This window comes from Mesorhizobium sp. WSM4871 (genome assembly GCF_055811295.1).
The window spans coordinates 35,273-53,198 of record NZ_JBVVPU010000017.1 but is presented as its reverse complement, the minus strand read 5'-3'; the positions used below and the strand labels follow the sequence as shown (position 1 = coordinate 53,198).

17 protein-coding genes and 1 pseudogene are annotated in these 17,926 nt (G+C 59.8%); 10 read left to right on the top strand and 8 right to left on the bottom strand.

Annotated elements, in window-relative coordinates; all coding sequences use genetic code 11:
• Nucleotides 1–320 precede the first annotated feature (320 nt).
• The 4 genes and pseudogenes from AC0L2H_RS28595 to AC0L2H_RS28580 all read right to left on the bottom strand — a co-directional run bounded on the left by AC0L2H_RS28595 (nucleotide 321) and on the right by AC0L2H_RS28580 (nucleotide 2,394).
• A complete protein-coding gene (locus AC0L2H_RS28595; protein ID WP_019863299.1) occupies nucleotides 321–785 on the bottom strand; it encodes a nuclear transport factor 2 family protein in 465 nt (154 codons plus the stop codon).
• Nucleotides 772–951 (bottom strand): annotated as a pseudogene (locus AC0L2H_RS28590) (cytochrome P450); the annotation flags it as partial. The pseudogene AC0L2H_RS28590 and the gene AC0L2H_RS28595, both read right to left, overlap by 14 nt.
• 17 nt (nucleotides 952–968) lie before the next feature.
• Nucleotides 969–1,442 (bottom strand): hypothetical protein, encoded by a 474-nt coding sequence (locus AC0L2H_RS28585; protein ID WP_155249160.1) that lies wholly within the window; start codon nucleotides 1,440–1,442, stop codon nucleotides 969–971.
• A 790-nt stretch (nucleotides 1,443–2,232) separates the two neighbouring features.
• Complete coding sequence (locus tag AC0L2H_RS28580; protein WP_155249159.1) at nucleotides 2,233–2,394, bottom strand: hypothetical protein; 162 nt, start codon at nucleotides 2,392–2,394, stop codon at nucleotides 2,233–2,235.
• Between AC0L2H_RS28580 and AC0L2H_RS28575 the strand changes: the two genes are divergently transcribed.
• Both AC0L2H_RS28575 and rpoN read left to right on the top strand, forming a co-directional pair.
• Complete coding sequence (locus AC0L2H_RS28575; protein WP_027047771.1) at nucleotides 2,384–2,932, top strand: peroxiredoxin; 549 nt, start codon at nucleotides 2,384–2,386, stop codon at nucleotides 2,930–2,932. The genes AC0L2H_RS28580 and AC0L2H_RS28575 overlap by 11 nt on opposite strands.
• Nucleotides 2,933–3,006: 74 nt before the next feature.
• The gene (rpoN, locus tag AC0L2H_RS28570) at nucleotides 3,007–4,461 is read left to right on the top strand and encodes an RNA polymerase factor sigma-54 (RefSeq protein ID WP_019863296.1); all 1,455 of its coding nucleotides are present in this window, start codon (nucleotides 3,007–3,009) and stop codon (nucleotides 4,459–4,461) included.
• Here rpoN and AC0L2H_RS28565 read toward each other — a convergent pair.
• The 4 genes from AC0L2H_RS28565 to AC0L2H_RS28550 form a co-directional block, all read right to left on the bottom strand.
• A complete protein-coding gene (locus AC0L2H_RS28565; RefSeq protein WP_019863295.1) occupies nucleotides 4,458–5,111 on the bottom strand; it encodes a nitrogen fixation protein NifQ in 654 nt (217 codons plus the stop codon). The two genes, rpoN and AC0L2H_RS28565, sit on opposite strands and share 4 nt — an antisense overlap.
• The gene (gene fdxB / locus AC0L2H_RS28560; protein ID WP_019863294.1) at nucleotides 5,108–5,425 is read right to left on the bottom strand and encodes a ferredoxin III, nif-specific; all 318 of its coding nucleotides are present in this window, start codon (nucleotides 5,423–5,425) and stop codon (nucleotides 5,108–5,110) included. Before fdxB ends, AC0L2H_RS28565 begins: the two co-directional genes overlap by 4 nt.
• Nucleotides 5,422–5,625, bottom strand: coding sequence for a CCE_0567 family metalloprotein (locus AC0L2H_RS28555; protein WP_019863293.1), 204 nt, complete (start codon nucleotides 5,623–5,625; stop codon nucleotides 5,422–5,424). The genes fdxB and AC0L2H_RS28555 overlap by 4 nt, the downstream gene beginning before the upstream one ends.
• Before the next feature lie 634 nt (nucleotides 5,626–6,259).
• Nucleotides 6,260–8,155, bottom strand: a complete 1,896-nt coding sequence (locus AC0L2H_RS28550) for an ABC transporter ATP-binding protein (protein ID WP_019863291.1) — start codon at nucleotides 8,153–8,155, stop codon at nucleotides 6,260–6,262.
• 695 nt (nucleotides 8,156–8,850) lie between these two features.
• Between AC0L2H_RS28550 and nifS the strand changes: the two genes are divergently transcribed.
• The 8 genes from nifS to nifB all read left to right on the top strand — a co-directional run bounded on the left by nifS (nucleotide 8,851) and on the right by nifB (nucleotide 17,904).
• Entirely contained in the window at nucleotides 8,851–10,110 is a 1,260-nt protein-coding gene (gene nifS / locus AC0L2H_RS28545; RefSeq protein WP_155249158.1) for a cysteine desulfurase NifS, read from the top strand.
• Nucleotides 10,091–10,474 (top strand): nitrogenase stabilizing/protective protein NifW, encoded by a 384-nt coding sequence (gene nifW / locus AC0L2H_RS28540; protein ID WP_019863289.1) that lies wholly within the window; start codon nucleotides 10,091–10,093, stop codon nucleotides 10,472–10,474. The genes nifS and nifW overlap by 20 nt, the downstream gene beginning before the upstream one ends.
• Nucleotides 10,475–10,658: 184 nt before the next feature.
• On the top strand, nucleotides 10,659–11,510 hold the full coding sequence (locus AC0L2H_RS28535) for an electron transfer flavoprotein subunit beta/FixA family protein (protein ID WP_019863288.1): 852 nt from the start codon (nucleotides 10,659–10,661) through the stop codon (nucleotides 11,508–11,510).
• A gap of 20 nt (nucleotides 11,511–11,530) precedes the next feature.
• The gene (locus tag AC0L2H_RS28530; RefSeq protein WP_019863287.1) at nucleotides 11,531–12,637 is read left to right on the top strand and encodes an electron transfer flavoprotein subunit alpha/FixB family protein; all 1,107 of its coding nucleotides are present in this window, start codon (nucleotides 11,531–11,533) and stop codon (nucleotides 12,635–12,637) included.
• 11 nt (nucleotides 12,638–12,648) lie between these two features.
• Nucleotides 12,649–13,956: an FAD-dependent oxidoreductase gene (locus AC0L2H_RS28525; protein ID WP_019863286.1), complete on the top strand. Its 1,308-nt coding sequence runs from the start codon at nucleotides 12,649–12,651 to the stop codon at nucleotides 13,954–13,956.
• Between the two features lie 12 nt (nucleotides 13,957–13,968).
• Nucleotides 13,969–14,268: a ferredoxin family protein gene (locus tag AC0L2H_RS28520; protein ID WP_019863285.1), complete on the top strand. Its 300-nt coding sequence runs from the start codon at nucleotides 13,969–13,971 to the stop codon at nucleotides 14,266–14,268.
• A gap of 153 nt (nucleotides 14,269–14,421) precedes the next feature.
• Nucleotides 14,422–16,182: a nif-specific transcriptional activator NifA gene (gene nifA, locus AC0L2H_RS28515; RefSeq protein WP_019863284.1), complete on the top strand. Its 1,761-nt coding sequence runs from the start codon at nucleotides 14,422–14,424 to the stop codon at nucleotides 16,180–16,182.
• A 240-nt stretch (nucleotides 16,183–16,422) separates the two neighbouring features.
• Nucleotides 16,423–17,904 carry a nitrogenase cofactor biosynthesis protein NifB gene (nifB, locus tag AC0L2H_RS28510; protein WP_019863283.1) on the top strand — a complete coding sequence of 494 codons (1,482 nt, stop codon included), beginning with the start codon at nucleotides 16,423–16,425 and terminating at the stop codon, nucleotides 17,902–17,904.
• Nucleotides 17,905–17,926 lie beyond the last annotated feature (22 nt).

Sequence of the window (17,926 nt, the reverse complement as noted above, 5' to 3'; positions counted from 1 at the left end):
GCCTTCTTTGTGCCGATTGCGGGTGGGCCGAGGTATCGATCCGGCGGCGACGTAATCGACCATCTTGCGCAGAGCTGCCTATCGTTCGGCGGCCGATCCCGCCTGCCGCTCCAGTAATGATGACGACCCGTCCTGCCCGCTCCACATGAACCTCTCCGCAGCCAGCGTCAGCGACGCGAGCTAGCCGGTCGCGGCATTGCAAGACGTCCTGGTGACCGCAAGTTTCCATACCGGTAGACGTGTTGCGTTCCAGGACCGCTCCCGCGATGCGGCTCTTCAGTGGGAGCCTTGGAAAGCATTGTGGTGTCAGCATTGCATTTTCATCTTGATGACGAGCTGCGGCGCTTCTTGAGCGCGTAAACCGGGTCATTGGGATGCGCTGCTCCGATCGGTTGCCGTAAGCCGAACCGTTCTGCCTCGGGGACCGCTGGTGGGGTCTGCTCTTCGATCCAATCGTAAACGACGGTCCGTTCGGCAATGCGCCACGCCCCTTCCCTCTTCTGAAACAGATCGCAGTAACGGCCGCACAGGAGCACCTGGCGTGCTTCTCCGTCGTTGTCTGGTCCGCGTTGGAGCGCGGTGAAATAGCTTTCGACCACGGCCTCCGCCGGGTCGATGAATTCGATCAATACGTTCGTGATCTGGTGGATTAAGCGCGGTCCGGTCTTGAAGAGACCAAACGCAACCTCAAAAAAGCCCTCGGCTGAGCCGCAATAGGCACCGTGATTGTCATGCGCATCGGGCCAATACGCACTGCGCAGCGCAGCCTCAGGTGCCTCGGCCATCGCGTGTGTTAAAGGGGGAATAAAAGATCGGTGGCCCGGCATGAACGCAAGCAGTAGCGGCCTGCGGGTCCCCGTCGGGCGTCGGCAGCATGCCAGGCGACGTGAACAGGCTGAAGTCCCCCACCATTTCGGGCGGGACATGATCCGGAACCTGGTTGAGCGCCATTGGACTTTTTCTGCCGTCTAACCACCAACCAGGCTGCGCGGCATTGCATCTTGGCCATCCGGCAACTTGTAACCCTCTTGGCCAGACCGCTGTCTGGCCGCCAAAGAGCCGACGAGCGAAATCGTCGGAGACGCGGCGTTTTCCAGCTTCGAGTTGCGAGCCGGAATGAAGCTCTTGCTCCAAAGCGGTTCGGGGTCAGTCATCTCATCGAGGATATCCGCAGCGCGGCACGCGAAAGGCCGCTTGGCCGCCGACGCGCTCGCCGGTCTCCTCGAGCGCCGGCGAGAGGACAGGGACAAGCACATGCTGGTCGAATCGTATCTCCAGGTCGATCGGTGGCCATTGGCCGGTGCCGGGCGATTGTGATGGTGACGCAAGCCACGCCGGTCGATATTGCATTCCAAAGGCAATGCCCGTTTCGGATAGAATTTGAACTGACGCTGGCCTGACATGTTGTCTTCCTTCATTGCATTGAGCGCGATTTCACTCACGAATGGACGCCAGTCGGTATCTCCTGCCGTCTCAACAACACAGCTTCAAAAGTCGTGCCAACGGCGCGGAAAGAGCCTTGCAGGAGATTTTCTGCGTATCATTCAACAGCTTGAACGAATGCGCAGCCGCAAGCCTGGCGGAGCACAGCCGTGTCGCGGACCTGACATACCCGACAGCAAAGTCGCGGCAGCTTCAAATGCTCCGAGAGCACAAGGCGGTTTTCCGTCACTTGGGACCGTGCCCGCCTCACGCAAGCGCAGTTCAGGAAGATGCACATGGCCAGTTTGCCAATGGACGTGCTGGCTTTTTTACCCATCGTCGACTTCGAAGCTGTCTGGGGGCGTCGATAGGCCGAAGCGCGTAGGCCGGAGGCCGGAGGGACCCTCGTCAGGTTAGCCCCGACCGCGCCGAATACGAGCCACCTATTTTCTGTGCGACCCGGCGACCTTCCGGTCCGACTTCCGACATTTTTGTCCAGCTTCGGACAAAGAGGTTCGCGGATTGAAACGCATAAAGGGGATGCCCTCTGCCCAGAGCTCACGATCAGGTGATTATGGGCGCGCTCGACCTCGGCGAAGGCATGGTCCTGGCCGCTCAAGGCAAAGAGTGTCGCTGCAAAAAAATCAGTGTGAACCTCTGCCTAAATCAAATGGCATGGCGCTTGCGTCGGACTCGGTAGAACCCATCACAAGGTGGCCGGGAGCAAGACCATTGCAGACATCGCGACGTCCCGTACAAGCGCGTAGTGAAACCGTTCTCGTTGCCGCCGCAAATCGAGACCTCGTTTCTTCAAACGCCCACGCTTGCGAGCGGTTTTGCCATGGCTGATCCAAGGCCGACACAAAACGCGCGGCGCTCGGCCGAATTGCCGGCCGAGGTCGATGCCGTGTCAGTTTCAACCAAAAAAGCAGCGGACCAGTCTTCCTCCAGGAGCACATTGATGACCGTCAAAAAAAAGGTTCCTTTCGTCACCTTTCGCACGCGTGTTCGCGATGAGTCCATCGAGGGGCCAAACCCGTACCGCTGGGAAGACAAGACATCCGACGACTGTTTCAACGGCAAGCGCATCATCCTGTTCTCGCTGCCCGGTGCGTTCACCCCGACCTGCTCGACCTTCCAGTTGCCCGATTTCGAAATGCTCTACGACGAGTTCCAGAAGGAGGGAATTGACGCGATCTACTGCGTTTCGGTCAACGATGCCTTCGTCATGAATGCCTGGGGCAAGGCCCTGGGGCTGCAGAAAGTCCAGCTCATCCCAGACGGCTCGGGCGAGTTCACCCGCAAGATGGGCATGCTGGTTGCCAAGGACAATCTCGGCTTCGGCATGCGCTCCTGGCGCTACGCTGCCGTGATCAATAATGGCCTAGTGGAGCGGTGGTTCGAGGAGGACGGTTTCTGCGACAACTGCGAGACCGATCCCTATGGCGTATCGTCGCCGCAGAACGTCCTTGAAACGCTGAAAGCCGCTGAAGCCGTGACGGCGGCATGATCTAGACGAGTCAACGTCTCGAAAATCCCCTTGCACAAGGCGAAGGATCGCTCGGTAGGAGTTTCACGCTAACCATGGAGTCCTCAGCAAGCCTGCTTCAGCGTCAGAAGCAATCGTTGGTTTTGACGCCGCAAATGATGGAATCCATTCGCCTGTTGCAACTGGCGCATCCCGAACTGCATCAGTTCGTCGAGCAAGAAATCGAGAAGAACCCCTTTCTGGAACGGGCATCAAACCGGGCGCCGAAGGACATTCCGTCGATTTCGGCCGGGAACCCGCGCATCGGGCCGACCACGGGCGGAGCATCGGATCGGGCCTCGCAGTGGAAATCAATCCGCGGCAAAAACAATGTCCAACCGGCGGGAAACCATGCTTTCGAAGATTCCTGCACCTCCATCGAAACATTGCACGACCATGTCGCTCGTCAGATCGCTCTCAGCGCATTCGCGCCGCTGGAGCGGCGAATAGCTGGCGAACTTGCCGGTCATCTGGAAGACACCGGATACCTTCCGGTGAACCTTTCGGAACTGGCCCGCAGCCTGAATGTCCGGGAGGCTGTTGTGGAACAAGTTCTTGGAACCTTACAGCAGTTCGATCCACCGGGTATTTTTGCGCGCACTCTCAGCGAATGCCTTGAGATACAGTTGCGGCAGCTGAATAGGTTCGACCCGGCGATGGCAGCGCTCGTCGCCAATCTTGAAGCGCTAGCGCGACGCGATTTTCAAACATTGAAGCGCCATTGCGGTGTCGATGAAGACGACCTTCTCGACATGTTGCAAGAAATCCGCGCGCTCGATCCCAAGCCTGGAAATCGCTTCCAATCCGGAGGGCCTGAATCGATCATACCCGACGTCTTGGTCCTGCCCTCGCCCGGAGGTGGGTGGCAAATCGAACTCAATCCAGACACGCTGCCCAGGCTGCTGATGAACCAAAACTATTTTGCCGAGGTCTCACGCCTAAGCGCCCAAAATTCGAAAGACCAGTCATTTCTCAACGAGTGCCTCCAAAACGCGAACTGGCTAATCCGCAGCCTTGATCAGCGCGCCAAGACGATCCTCAAGGTAGCGGCTGAAATCATCCGCCAGCAGGACGCCTTTTTTGAACATGGGGTCGCCCACCTGCGGCCTCTCAATCTCAGGACTGTCGCGGAGGCGATCAACGTGCACCAGTCGACGGTAAGCCGGGTGACGTCGAACAAGTACATGCTGACCCCGCGCGGCGTGTTCGAACTGAAGTATTTTTTCACTGTCGCGATCGGCTCCTCCGAAGGCGGCGACGCGTACTCCGCTGAAGCCGTCCGCCATCAAATCAAGGCGATGGTTGCCGTGGAATCGCCCGACGAAGTGCTTTCCGACGACGACATCGCCACCCGGCTCAAGGAAACCGGGATCGACATTGCTCGCCGAACAGTTGCGAAATATCGTGAGGCGCTGAACATCCCGTCCTCCGCGCGCCGTCGCCGGGAAAAGCGCGTGCGGCTTCGATGCCAATCAAGCCAGGGCGGCGGCGCCGACGAGAGCGGCTCTTAATCCAAAGCGAACCCGTTCTTGATCCGGGCCAAGTGGCTTTCGCCTTCCTCCGGGCCAAAACAGCTTTCGAAATCGCGGCATTCCTGGCAACTGGGCGCGGTGCATAACGAAAAGCCTTCATCTTCGCAGAGCTTACGATAGAAATACTTCTTCCATTTCATGTTTTTGGTGTTGCCGGCCGCCAGCGCCGGGAAATGCCTGGCGATCAAGCGGCTGAGTTCGGCCCGATTGAAAAGGCCAAGGTCCTGCCACAGATGGTCATTGCGCAAGCTACGCCTGGCGATGATCTTGGCGAAGAGGATGCTCGCCGGATCGTCTGGCCTGGCATGCCCAATGAGCAGGCCGCGCAGAAGCCCTTCCTCCATATCCGGCTCGGGATCGGTCAGCTTTTCCAGCGCCAAGGCGGTGACGGGCACAGCCGGGAAATAGTGTGTCATGACATCTCGCAGGTCGGCACGCGAAAGGCCGGTTGCTTCGGTCGCGGTCGCCTTGCCGGCCCCGACCTCCTCGAACGCGAGGTAAACAACACAGGCAAGCGCATGCCGGTCGAACGCCGCCGCCAGGTCTGTCGGCGGCCATTGGCTGGTGCTGAAACAGACACGGTGATGGGCGACTGTGGCGCCGTTCTCCTGGTCTCGTCCCCAGCTCATGCAGCAAGCTTGTCGGCCGCAAGGTGGGTCTGGCAGTTCTTGGCGCAGACGCGGCCGCAGGCGCCGCAGCCGATGCAGTGGCCGGCATGGTCGACGATCATGACCATGCGGTTGAGCTCGCCATCGAAGTCGTCGTCCTCGCCCGCGCAGATGCCGAGGATTTCGCCTGCGTCGTCGACGCCATGAAGGTGCATGACCTCGCGCGAGCAGACCTTGAAGCAGCGCCCGCAGCCGATGCAGGTCGCGCTATTGATCGCCGTCAGATAGTGCGGCGTCCATGGCGAGCCGTCGCGGGTGACAAAAGCGCTCGTCATTGTAAATTCTCCAACGCCGCGAGTTCTTCCTTTGCCGCATCCAGCTCGGCAAAAATCTCGAAGGTTTCCCTGGCGACCGCCTTGATCTCGGTCCAGTTGACCCGCAGGTCCTTGGCAAGGTCGTGCAATTCGATCTTGGCGGCTCCCGCGCGCGACTGCAGCTTGCGGACCTTCTTCTGCAACAGCTCAAGGTCTGACATGATCCCCTTCCTCGCAAGCCGGTTTTCTTACCCCCGCGCCATGTCGGACGCGCTTCTATGGCCGCGACCGCATCGCCGGCGTGCCGGCCTCGGCGAGTTTCCGGAACGTCTCGAAGCCGAACCGATGATGGCGATGGTGCATAGGAGACGCTACAGCCAGCTTATGCAATCCCGCGCTGCGAGACGCAGGTCCGTATCCTGCACCTTCGAGTTCGGCATAAGAGCGGTGGGTCGCAGCCGACAATCACGATCAGTGCCCCATGTCGACGCGGGCCGTGCGCGCATGCTGGGAGGGCGTCGATTTGGCGACACCTCTCTGCCAGAGAACGCGGATCTGGCGCGGACCCGGCGCGTTGCTTTCCTTCGCTTCATTGATCGCATCAACCAAGATCTAAATGATCGCGCGGCGGCGGCCGCCTCAGGTTGAAGCCTCAAGCGCCGTGCCGGGAACGCAGGACGCAGCTCATAAAAAATTGTCTTCATCCCATTCATTGGTTTGCTCGAGAGCGCGGCAGGAAGACAGGCCGGCACCAGGCGTGTCGTGGATTGGACAAACCCGACGACAGGTTGCGGCCGCCTTTTCAGGAACGGCCCGACAGGATTGCTGGGGAGGCGAGCTGAATCTACGCCGTGTTCAACCGCGTTGCACATCGGTCCCACCCCACCCCTTTGTCAGCTCCAAGGCCTGCCGCTCGAACAGGCGGCGGTAGATGCCGTCGCGACGGATCAGCGCGGCGTGGTCGCCCTGCTCGGTGATGCAACCACGGTCGAAGACAAGCAGCCGGTCGAGTTCGCGCACCGTCGAGAGCCGGTGCGCAATGACGAGCGTGGTGCGCCCGACCATGAGCCGCTCCATTGCCTTCTGGATCAGTACCTCCGATTCCGAGTCGAGGCTCGATGTCGCCTCGTCCAGAATCAGGATCGGGGCATCGGCGAGAAAGGCGCGCGCTATCGCCACACGCTGGCGCTCGCCGCCTGAAAGCTTCACGCCGCGTTCGCCGACCAGCGTACCGTAGCCGTTCGGCAGGCGCGCAATGAAGTCATGCGCGCTGGCGAGCCGCGCCGCCTGCTCAATGTCGGTCCGAGAAGCACCTGGCCGCCCATAGGCTATGTTCTCGGCCAGCGAGCGGTGGAACAGAAGTGGCTCCTGCTGTACGATCGCAATCTGCGAGCGCAGCGAGGCCTGCGTCACCCGCGAGATGTCCTGCCCATCGATCAAGATTCGTCCAGCATCCAGGTCGTAAAGCCGCTGGATGAGCTTGACGAAGGTGGTCTTGCCGGAGCCAGAGGGGCCGACCAGACCGACCCGTGCGCCGGCCTCAATCGAAATCGACAAGTCGCTGTAAAATGGCGACCAATGATTGCCGTAGTGGAAATGGACGCTCTCAAAATCGATGTGACCCTTCGTGATCCGGATCGGCTTGGCGCCGGCAACATCGGCCACGTCGGGCGGCTGGCTGTAGGTTTTGACCAGTTCTTCCATCTCATTTACAGAGCGCTGGATGTTGCGCACGTGTATGGAAACATCACGCAAGTAGCCATACAGGACGGTGAAAGACGCGAGCACCAAGGCGATGTCACCTGGGGTAGCCTGGCCGCGCGACCACAAAAATAAGGCATAGCCGATCAAAGCCGCTCTCATCGCAAGAAGCATGATTCCTTGGAATGCAGCACTGGTTGTCCCGCGCACCCAGGTCCGGCGGGTGCGGTGCCGCCACTTAGAGATGACTTTCGCGAGGCGATAATCTTCCCGCACCTCGGCGCCGAAGCCTTTGACCACGGCGTTACAGCTGATCGCGTCAGCAAGCGAGCCCCCAAGCCTCGTATCCCAGTCGTTGGCAAGGCTTGCCGCTGGCGCCACATAGCCAAGCGACAGGATAATGATCAGCGCCACATAGCCAACCGAGCCGCAGGCGATGATCAGCCCCATCATTGGCCAATACCAGCCGAGCAGGACGCTCGACCCTACGAGCATGATGAGCGAGGGGAACAACGCAAAAAGCATCGTGTCGTTGAGGAGGCAGAGCGCCCACATGCCGCGCGTGATCTTGCGCACCGTCGAGCCGGCGAAGGTTTTCGCATGCCAATTGGTCGAAAAGCGCTGGACGCGATGGAACGCGTCGCAGGCGATGTCCGACATCATCTTCAGAATGAAGTCATTGACGGCAATGAAGGCGACGTTGCGCAAGACGACGGCGCCGAGTGTGAGAGCAATCAACATTGAAAAGGCCGCAAGAGCCGCATCCCACACGACGGCCTCTGCTGCCGCCCCTTGGGCGACCGCGTCTACGAGCCGTCCGGAATAGAACGGCGTCAGGACGTCAAGGAGCGTTGCGACAAGCACCGCGATCATAATGATCGCGAGCCGGACCGGCTGCCTGCTCCAGTGGCGCATGGTGAAGGCGAAAACGTCGCGAAAGGCGGCGCCGCGCAGATCGATGTGAAAACGACGCTTGGCTTTGTACGAGCGCAGCAGGACGCTCGGTCTCAAGAAAGCTGAAATGGAAGGTCTGCGTGAGGACGAAAACATGCGGAATGCGGGTAGCTGATCTGGACCTGGCATGTTGCTTTCTTTCTTTCCTTCGTTCCATCGATCGCGATGTCACCCGCGAGATGAATATCGGCTGCGAGCACGCGCCGCTCTTACGAGGATAGAACCGCAATAGCCGTGCCAAAGGCACAGAAGACGCTCAGAAGGATTTTCTGCATATTCCTCAATGACAAACGAGATCTCAGCAGGCAACGGGGCGGAACAGTGCCGCGTCGCGAACCCGACAAACCCGACAGGACGCATCGATCGCGCGGGCACCCTGGGCGAACGACGTAGGATTGCTCCTCACGCGAAGCGGAATTCACGCCGATTCAACGGCGTTCCGCGTTGAACAATTCAGGCCGATGTCGGACATGCGACATAGCAGTGTTGAAGACATCTGTTGTTTTGAAATGATTTCCTTCTTTGGCACGGTCCATGCGTAGCTGTTCGAGAACGCGCCCCGGCCTGAAGGAGAAACAGTCCATGATCCAGCGCACCGAAAACGCCGTGGCCTAAAGACCGCGCTTTCCCGGGCCGGCGCAAGGCTGGCGCATCAAGTCGAGGCGAGCGGCCGCGCTGGGTCCAAGAAGCGCGGGCCGAATGTGGCCGCGGCAACTCCTTTGGCTAGCCATCATCATGACAGACCGGGCGTGCGCTTTTGCGTGATTGCGCTCAGGAGAAGGATCACATCCATGAGGCCTGTTTATCTGGACAACAACGCAACGACACGGGTCGATCCTGAAGTCGTTCAAGCGATGCTGCCGTTTTTTACGGACCATTACGGCAACCCGTCGTCGAACCACGATTTTGGCGCTTCCGCCGGGGCGGCGGTGAGAAAGACGCGCCTGCAGGTGCAAACGCTGATCGGCGCGGAGTTCGACGACGAAATCACCTTCACCTCGGGCGGGACGGAAAGCGACAACACGGCGATCCTTTCGGCGCTCGAGGTGATGCCTGAGCGCACTGAGATCGTGACTTCCGCAGTCGAGCATTCGGCCGTGCTGACGCTTTGCGCCCACCTTGAAAAGGCGCGCGGCATAAAGGTGCATAGGATCCCGGTGGATCGCCACGGCAGGATCGACCTCGACACCTATAAGGCCGCCCTCACCCCGCGCGTGGCGATCGTCTCGATCATGTCGGCGAACAACGAGACCGGAACGATCTTCCCGGTGCCCGAGCTTGCTGAGTTGGCCAAGGAAGTCGGCGCCCTTTTCCATACCGACGCGGTGCAAGCGGTCGGCAAGCTTGCGATCGACTTGAAATCGACGGCAATCGATATGCTGTCTCTCTCCGGTCACAAATTACACGGACCGAAAGGGGTCGGCGCACTTTATGCAAAGCGCGGCGTGCGCTTCTGTCCGCTGATCAAGGGGGGGCGCCAGGAGGGCAACCGCCGCGCGGGCACGGAGAATACGCCAGGCATCGTCGGTCTCGGCATGGCAGCCGAACTTGCCTTGAAATTCATGGACGACGCGAACACACGGGTAAAGGCGTTGCGCGACCGCTTGGAGAAAGAACTTCTCCAGCGCATCCCACACGCCTTCGTGGCCGGCGACCTACTAAAGCGGTTGCCGAACACCGCAAACATCGCCTTTGGACATATCGAAGGTGAGGGCATACTGCATTTCCTCAATCGCGAGGGCATCGCCTGCTCCTCCGGCTCTGCTTGCGCCTCCGGCTCGCTGGAGCCGAGCCATGTCTTGGTGGCGATGAATATCCCCAATAGCGCGGCACACGGCGCAATCCGTTTCTCCTTTTCGCGCAACAACGGCGAGGAGGACGTCGACCGGGTGCTCGAGGTCATGCCCGGGATCGTTAAGAAGCTGCATGACCTTTCCCCGTCTTCGCCAGCCAGGCGAAAGGACTTCAATCAGCTCCAGCTCCGGGCGACGACGCAACCCCCGAGCACCGTTTCGGGCCAAGGAGGATGCAATGCGCAGTTGTTTCGCTGAAAGCTGTGCCATCGATGTCACCGACATCCTCGCCCGGCTGATGAGCCTGTCGGCTGCGGAGGAGTTCTTCGCAGTCCTTGGCATCTCTTATGATCCGAAGGTGCTCAATGTCTCACGCCTGCATATCATGAAGCGCATGGGCCAATACCTCGCTGAAGAGGATTTCGCCGGCCTTCCCGACGGGGTGATCGCCGCGCGGGCGCGTGCGACGTTGGAACGCGCCTATGAGGATTTCGCGACATCCTCGCCCCTCACGCACCGGGTCTTCAAGGTGCTCAAAGAGCACGATCCGGACAAACCGGCCGTTCGGGACCACACCTTTGTCCCGTTCGATTCGATCCTGAGGCGGTTCGAGACAGACTGAGCGCGACACGGTTGCGACGCGACAATGTCGAAAAGCCGACAAGTCCGGTCATCACGACGGCACCTTCGGAAGAAAACAACCCCATGTCAAAGGGAACAGAGCAACGCAAGAGGGTTGGCACGAATGATGCTGAGAAGGAGATGAACGCCACGGGCGCTTGCGGATTGGAGCCGAGAGAGATGCAATGCACATTGTAATCTGTATCAAGCAGGTGCCGGACTCCGCGCAGATACGTGTCCACCCGGTGACGAACACGATCATGCGCCAGGGCGTACCGACCATCATCAACCCTTACGACCTGTTCGCCCTCGAAGAGGCACTTAGATTGCGCGGCGCCCATGGCGGCGAGGTCACCGTGCTTACGATGGGTCCGCCGATGGCAGAAGATGCGCTGCGCAAGGCGCTCACCTATGGCGCCGACCGCGCGGTCCTGTTGACCGACCGCTGTTTTGCCGGCTCCGATACTTTAGCGACCTCCTTCGCGCTTTCTCGGGCAATCGTGAGAATTGGCGAGACCTTCGGCGCGCCGGACATCGTCTTCGCCGGCAAGCAGACGATTGACGGCGATACCGCCCAAGTCGGGCCCGGCATCGCCAAGCGCCTCGGCCTGTTGCAGTTCACCTATGTGGCGAAGATCGCCTCTATCGATCTCGATGCGCGCGAGATCACCGTCAACCGCCGTTCCGAAGGCGGTACGCAGATGCTGAAAAGCAGACTGCCTTGCCTCATCACAATGCTGGAAGGCACCAACGAAATCCGCAGGGGCTCGCTCGACGACGCCATGCGCGCCGCGCGTAGCCAGATCGTGAAGTGGAGCGCGGCCGAAGCTGGCATTGAGGACCTCAACAAATGCGGCCTGCGCGGCTCGCCGACGGTCGTCAAGCGCGTTTTCGCCCCTACGACGCGGGCGGAAAAGGCGACGCAAATCGACATGACCGACAAGACACAGCATGACGCCGCTGACGAACTGATCGCCGCAATCTTCACCCGCCAGCCAGCGCTCGAACACGAACTCGCCTTTGACGGCGGCCAGTGACGGGACGGCAAGGAGAGACGATGTCGAACGCGAACCGCGAAGCCCCTCCTTCCGCCGGCCGTGCCGGCATCAAGAGGGAATTGCCTGAGCACTTTAGGGACTATCGGCACGTCTGGGTTTTCATCGAACTGGAACGCGGCGAGGTCCATCCCGTGTCCTTCGAACTGCTTGGCGAAGGCCGCAAGCTCGCCGACAAGCTTGGCATCCAGCTTGCGGGCATCGTGCTCGGACCGCCGGGTGAGGCCACCCAGCATGCCGTTGCCGAGGCCTTCGCTTACGGCGCCGACCTTGTCTACCTTGTCGAAGCACCGCTGCTTGCCGACTATCGCAACGAGCCTTTCACCAAGGCGATGACGGATCTGGTCAATACCCACAAACCGGAGATCCTGCTTCTCGGTGCGACCACGCTCGGCAGGGATCTCGCTGGCTCAGTAGCGACGACCTTGCTGACAGGGCTTACTGCCGACTGTACCGAACTCGATGTGGATGTGGACGGTTCGCTCGCCGCGACCCGTCCGACTTTCGGCGGTTCCTTGCTATGCACGATCTATACGCTCAACTACCGGCCGCAGATGGCCACCGTACGACCCAGAGTTATGGCCATGCCACCGCGGGCGGATAAGCCGGTTGGGCGTGTCATCCGGCACAAGCTGTCGATGACCGAGGAAGAGATCATCACCAAAGTCCTTGGCTTCAACCTCGATCGCCAATCGGCAAAGGCAAATCTCGCCTACGCCGACATCGTGGTTGCCGGAGGCCTGGGCCTCGGCTCGGCGGAAAATTTGCAGCTTGTGAAGAATCTAGCGCGGGCAATCGGCGCCGAATATGGCTGTTCGCGCCCGCTGGTCCAGAAGGGCTGGATGCCGGCTGATCGGCAGGTTGGCCAAACGGGCAAGACCATCCGGCCAAAGCTTTACATAGCGGCCGGGATTTCCGGCGCCATTCAGCATCGGGTTGGCGTGGAGGGGTCTGATTTGGTCGTAGCCATCAACACCGACCCGAACGCCCCGATCTTCGACTTTGCCCACCTCGGCATCGTCACTGATGCGATCCGTTTCCTGCCGGCATTGACGGACGCCTTCACCCGGCGGCTGTCGCCGCACAGTCACGACAAGCTTGCGAGCTAAGGGAGACGGCCATGATCGAGGAAGAATTCGACGCCATCGTCGTCGGGGCCGGTATGTCCGGAAACGCGGCCGCCTATACTATGGCAAGCCAGGGCCTGGCAGTGCTGCAGTTAGAGCGCGGCGAGTATCCGGGCTCCAAGAATGTCCAGGGCGCCATCATGTATGCCGACATGTTGGAGCAAATCATCCCGGATTTCCGGAATGATGCGCCTCTCGAGCGGCATCTGGTCGAGCAGCGATTCTGGGTGATGGACGACACCTCCCACACCGGGATGCAGTATCGATCGGATGATTTCAACGAGGCGAGGCCCAATCGCTACACCATCATCCGTGCCCAATTCGACAAGTGGTTTTCGCGCAAGGTGCGCGAGGCCGGCGCGACGGTTCTGTGCGAGACGACGGTGACCGAACTCGTCCGCAATGCCAAAGGTAAGGTGATCGGCGTGCGCACCGACCGGGCTGGCGGGCCGATCTATGCGAACGTCGTCGTGCTCGCAGAAGGTGTCAACGGACTGCTCGGTACACGGGCCGGCCTGCGCAAGATGCCGAAGCCAGAAAGCGTGGCGCTCGCTGTCAAGGAAATGCATTTCCTACCCGACGAGGTCATTGAGCAGCGGTTCGGCCTCCAGGGCGACGAAGGCTGCGTGATCGAAGCGGCGGGCACGATCTCTCGCAGCATGGCCGGACTTGCATTCCTCTACACCAACAAGGAGTCGATCTCTCTCGGCATTGGCTGCCTCGTCTCCGATTTCGCCCAGACAAGGGAGAGCCCTTACGTCCTCCTCGACGCCTTTAAGCACCATCCTTCGATTCGGCCGCTGATCGCGGGCTCGGAAGTCAAGGAGTATTCCGCGCATCTCATTCCCGAAGGTGGCTACAAGGCCATTCCGCAGCTCTTCGGTGACGGTTGGGTCGCGGTCGGCGATGCCGCCCAACTGAACAACGCCATTCACCGCGAGGGTTCGAACCTGGCCATGACTTCAGGTCGCATCGCGGGCGAGGCAATCATTGAGATCAAGGGCCGCAACCAGCCGATGATCAGGAGGAATCTCGCCCTTTACAAGACCATGTTGGACAAGTCCTTCGTAGTCAAAGACTTGATGAAATATAAGGACATGCCGGACCTGATACACACCAATTCCCGCAATTTCTTCATGACTTACCCGCAGTTGATGTCGCAGGCCGCGCAGAACTTCATGCGGGTCGACGGAACCCCGAAAATCGAGAAGGAAAAGGCGACCACTGCTGCCTTCATCAAGGCGCGTTCGCGCTGGGGGCTGATCAGCGATGTGGTCCGCCTGGCACTGGCGTGGCGCTGAAGGAGAAACAGAATGACGATGGCCGTGACGAAGTTACGCGTCGAGGAGAAGCTTTATCAGAACCGTTATTTGGTCGATCCGGGCCGCCCGCATATCAAAGTGCGACCGCACGAGAGGCCGAGCGCGAACCTGCTCGCGCTGACACACATCTGCCCGGCTAAGTGCTATGAGTTGAACGACAAGGGACAGGTGGAGACCACTCCCGACGGCTGCATGGAATGCGGCACCTGTCGCGTGCTGTGCGAGGCCAGCGGTGAGATCGTGTGGAATTACCCGCGCGGCGGCTTCGGCGTTCTCTTCAAGTTCGGATGACTGGCGCAGAGCGAGAAATGAGAGGCTCGCAATTGCGGTTAATACCGTCAATAGTGTTCACAATTACCGAAAAGCTGAAAAAAAGTTTCTGGAACTCAAAATACAAAAAAAGGGCTTGGGCGGAGCACCTTGGACAATCCTTGAGGTGTTTGCATGGCTCACATGCTTCCAGATCAGGTCGGTGAAATCGCATCTCGGAACACCCCGCCCGAACCTGCGGTCGAAGCGGTGAGCAATGCGGACAGCTTGCTCAGGGGAATCTACGAGATATCGAAGATTCTGACTGCCCCGGCCCAGCTGGAGATTACGCTTGCCAATGTCGCGAATATCCTCTCCTCGTTTGTGCAAATGCGTCATGGCGCAATCGTCGTCCTGGACGCTGAAGGAGAGCCGCAGATTAGCGCAACTACCGGCGGCACTGTGCCTCAATCAGCCGCCGGCAGCGTCATTCCCCAGGCCGTAATAGACAAAATCGTCGCTACCGGATTGCCGATCGTCATACAAGACACAAGCACGTCCGAGCTATTTCAGGCTGATCCTCGATCGAACAGCGGCACGATCGCAACTGCCTTTATCGGTGTCCCGCTAAAGGCTGAGGAAAAGATCTTCGGGACGCTGTCGATCGACCGCGTCAGGAACGGTACCACCAGGTTCCACTACGAGGAGGACTTAAGCTTCCTGGCCATGGTCGCCAATCTGGTCGGCCGGACCATCCGCCTCCATCGCACTTTGAGCACATGTCGTCAGCGACTTGTGGAAAAGCAACCGAGACCAGAGCAGTCGCTCGACGAGGACAGGACCCATCCGGCCCGACATCCGCATGTCAAGATCGACGGAATTATCGGAGAAAGTCCCGCCCTCAAGCAAGTCCTCGATATCGTCTCGGTCGTGGCCAGGACCAATTCCACCGTGCTTCTGCGAGGCGAAAGCGGTACCGGCAAGGAGTTCTTTGCACAGGCTATCCATAAGCTTTCACATCGGAAGGACAAATCCTTCGTCAAATTGAACTGCGCCGCACTGCCCGAAAGCGTTTTGGAATCAGAGCTCTTTGGCCACGAGAAAGGCGCCTTCACCGGGGCTATCCTGCAGCGCGCTGGCCGGTTCGAATTGGCGAATGGCGGAACCCTGCTGCTTGATGAAATCGGCGAGATTTCGCCTGCCTTTCAAGCCAAGCTGTTGCGCGTCTTGCAGGAAGGAGAACTGGAGCGAGTGGGCGGCACCAGGACCCTCAAAGTTGACGTGCGGCTCATATGCGCCACCAACAAGGACCTCGAGACGGCTGTCCGGAATGGAGAGTTCAGGGCTGACCTTTATTACCGCATCAATGTGGTGCCAATAGTCCTGCCTCCCCTCAGAGAACGGCCGGGCGATATTCCACGCCTTGCGAAAGCTCTCCTCGAGCGATTCAACAAGGAGAACCATCGCGATCTTGCATTCACGCCGTCGGCGCTTGACCTAATGTCGCAATGCTATTTCCCTGGCAACGTGCGTGAGTTGGAGAATTGTGTGAGACGGACGGCCACACTTGCGCGTTCAACGACAATAACTGCGTCGGATTTCGCCTGCAAGAACAGCCAGTGCTTGTCTGCGCTTCTGTGGAAAGGAGTCGGCCGTTCGCATGGCGGCTATGCCGTCGACGAGTTCCCACGTGCCAATGTGATGCCGGCTGGATCGCGGCCGTCTCCCATGCGGGTCGGCGCCTCACAGAATGAGGCATCGCCCGGCGAGACCTGCGACCCCCACCATCCCGTTTGTCCTGCAATGAACCCGCGTCTGACGGAACGCGACCGGCTGATTGATGCGATGGAGAGGGCCGGCTGGGTACAGGCCAAGGCGGCTCGTGTTCTCGGTCTCACGCCGCGGCAGGTCGGCTATGCTTTGCGCCGGCATCGTATCGGAGTGAAGAAGTTCTAAACGTCCCTGATGACATCGAACGTGGTTGCGCGGTTGCTTCCCGCACTGGGCATAACTGAGACAAGACGGTACCTTTTTTGACGTTGTCGGCGACCTGACAAGATGTGTCGCAGGAAACAGACACAATTGGACACAAAAGGCACGACGCAAAAGCCAACATAACGATAAAGACCACTTTTCGAGTTGGCATATCTCTTGCGCTCTGAAGTGCGATGTTCACACCACGCACGGAGCCGTTCGATGTCTGCACCGATGATTTCGCTACAGGGCCTTTCCGGCACGACAGTCTTCGATCAGTCGCCGGCGAGAGCGAAATCCGGTGGCTGCGCATCTTCATCCTGCGGCTCCTCCGCAAAGCCGCACGAGATGGACTCGGCTGTCTGGGAGAAGATCAAGGATCATCCCTGCTTTTCAGAGGAAGCGCACCACTACTTCGCGCGCATGCATGTGGCGGTCGCCCCGGCCTGCAATATTCAATGCAACTACTGCAATCGCAAATATGACTGCGCCAACGAAAGCCGGCCTGGGGTCGTCTCGGAAAGACTGACGCCCGACCAGGCGCTGCGCAAGGCGATCGAGGTTGCCAACCAAGTGCCGCAGCTTTCCGTGCTTGGCATCGCCGGACCGGGCGATGCCTGTTACGACTGGAAGAACACAAAGGCCACATTCGAACGGGTCGCCAAGGAAATCGCCGACATCAAGCTGTGCATCTCAACCAACGGTCTCGCGCTGCCAGACCGCGTCGCCGAGCTTGCCGAAATGAATGTCGATCACGTGACGATCACCATCAACATGGTCGATCCGCGGATCGGTGCCGAGATCTATCCGTGGATCTTCTATGACAACCGCCGTTATACGGGCGTTGAGGCAGCCACGATCCTGCACGAACGACAGATGTCGGGGCTGGAGATGCTGACGGCGCGCGGCATCCTCACCAAGATCAACTCGGTAATGATCCCCGGCGTAAACGATGAGCACCTGATCGAGGTGAATAAATGGGTCAAGGAGCGCGGCGCGTTCCTGCACAATGTCATGCCGCTGATTTCCGACCCGGCGCACGGTACGCATTACGGCCTGAGCGGGCAGCGCGGCCCCAAGGCAATGGAGCTGAAGGCCCTTCAGGATCGTCTCGAAGGCGGCGCCAAGTTGATGCGCCATTGCCGGCAGTGCCGGGCCGATGCTGTCGGGCTGCTCGGTGAGGATCGCGGCAAGGAATTCACCCTCGACCGGCTTCCCGACAAGGTCACGTACGACGCCAGCAAGCGCGAGACCTACCGGGCAGTGGTCGCGCGCGAGCGGGGCGATCGCATGGCGGCCAAGAGCGAGGCGCTCGGGAGGGTCAAGACCGCAGGCTCCGGCAAATCGCTTCTGGTCGCGGTGGCGACCAAGGGAGGCGGTCGCATCAACGAGCATTTCGGCCATGCGAAGGAGTTCCAGATTTATGAGGCCTCGCCGAAAGGGATCGGCTTCGTGGGTCATCGCAAAGTCGAGCAGTATTGCCTCGGCGGCCGGGCCGAGGACAAGAGCCTCGACGGCGTCATCTCTACGCTCGAAGGCGTAGACATCGTGCTGTGCGCGAGAATTGGAAATAGCCCCGAGGATCGACTCAAGGAAAGTGGGATCCGAGCAACGGATGCTTACGGCTATGACTACATCGAGACCGCGATCGGCGCGCTTTACGCCGCCGAGTTTGGGAGCGAGCCACTGGCTGCGACGGCCTGAGCCGCCTCATTCTAACCGAACC